At 66.2% G+C, this 1,788-nt stretch carries 1 protein-coding gene; it reads right to left on the reverse strand.

The features are described 5' to 3' along the window. Positions 1 to 24 precede the first annotated feature (24 nt). Positions 25 to 1,659, reverse strand: a complete 1,635-nt coding sequence (locus Apa02nite_RS52190) for an IS4 family transposase (protein WP_203831569.1) — start codon at positions 1,657 to 1,659, stop codon at positions 25 to 27. Positions 1,660 to 1,788: the final 129 nt, after the last annotated feature.

A 1,788-nucleotide genomic window follows, 5' to 3' on the forward strand; every position in this document is an offset into this window, starting at 1 on the left:
CCCCCAGGTGGCAAGGCCGCGCGGTTAGGGCGGTGGTGTGGTTGTCAAGGGTGTGGATGGGAGGGCGTAGTGGCCGGGGCTGGTTCTGGTGATGTAGCCCTTTTTGGTCATGTCGTTGAGTTTGTGGCGGGTTTTGGTGGGGTCGTGGCCGGTGTGTTGTGCGGTTTGCTGGATGGTTCGTGGCTGGTCGGGGTGGGTGTTGAGGTAGTTGAGGATGGTGTGGGTGAGTTGGCCGGTGGGGATGCCGCGTTCGGGCCGGGGTCGTGGTGGTGGGGTGTGGGTGCGGGCGTTGATGGTGTGGGTGCGGGTGGTGATGGTGGTGCTGGTGGTGGGCCGGGGGTCGTCGGGGTGGGGTTTGGCGTAGCGGGCGACGGGGGTTTTCAATACGCGTTTGCTGGTGCGGTCGCGGCGGTCGCCGAGGGTGTTGGTGGCGGCGGTGCCGATGCGCGCGGGTGTGTGCCGGTGGGGGTCGGGCAGGATGCCTGCGGCGTTGATGACCTGGTTGTGGGCGTGTTGCAGGGCGATGGTGAATCCGGCCCGGTCGGGGTCGGTGCCGGGCTGGTGTTCGCTCGCTTCGGTCATCGCGGCGCGTAGCAGCTGGTAGAGGATGAGCAGGGCCCAGAGTTCTTGTTGCAGACCGTCTGGGGTCGCGGAACGCAGGACCCGGCCGTGGAACAGGGTGTGGCGCAGGGCGTAGAACGCGGATTCGATTTCCCAGCGTTCGTGGTAGAGGCGTAGCAGGGTCGTGGCGTGGTGTGTGTGGTGGTCGGTGAGGGTGGTCGCGAGCCGGTATTCGGCGTGCAGGACGTCGCCGGTGCTGGTTGTGGTGGTGATGGTGGCTTCGATGATGCGCAGGGTGAGGCCATCGAAGTTGGTCAGGTAGCTGCCGTCGGGTAGTGGGGTGTCGACGCTGGGGCGGCGGCTGCGGCTGATCCGCACGAGGAGGTGTGCTCTGGTCGCGGCGGCTTTCAGGAAGCCGGTGTCGGCGAACCCGCGGTCGGCCAGGAGCAGCATGTCGCGGGTCAGCAGGTGCAGGAGTTTGCCGGCGTAGCCGGTTTCTCCGCCCTCGCCGATCGGTCCGAACCGGACGCCTATCAGCCCGCGGGTGCCGGTCTCGACCAGAGCCATCAGCATCAGCTGCGGGTAGCCGGCCCAGCCGAGCTTCGACCGGATCCGTCCCAGCCAGTGGTGCTGGGCAGTGGTGTCGGCGGCTTTGAACGAGGCGCAGCCGTCGAACGCGACGGTTCGCAGGCTCCGGTAGGACACTCCGGGAGTGTCCGGGCGAGCGAGTGGGCCCGCGAGGACCTCGAACAGTGCTTTGAACGGGCCCGGGCCGACCCGGCGCCGCGCGTCTCGCAGCGCCGACTCGGCCGGTTTCGGCACCGTCAGGCCCGCTTCGATCAATTCGGCGACGAGTTTGTCCCAGACCAGCGCGTATCCCAAGTTCGGGAAAAGCCCGAGCGCGATCACGAAATACACCACTACCCGCGAGGGCAGCACCCTGAGTCGTTGCTGGACCCGTCCGGTCTCGGCCAGAACCGCATCGACGAGGTCGAACGGTAGAAACGGTGTCAATCCTCCCAGGTGTCCGGGAGCGAACACTCCAGCGGCGACAGTGATAGCACGCACCACGGTGACCGTGGCAGACTCGACCAGCAACGGGACCTCACTCGGACAGCAGATAGATCTTGGTCGACTACCTGCCTACCTGAGGTCCCGTTACTTATGCGCTCATGTCAATCGAAAGAGTGCTGACAGTCAGCCAAAACACTTAACCGCGCGGCCTTG

Source organism: Actinoplanes palleronii, assembly GCF_016862315.1.
GTDB lineage: Bacteria > Actinomycetota > Actinomycetes > Mycobacteriales > Micromonosporaceae > Actinoplanes > Actinoplanes palleronii.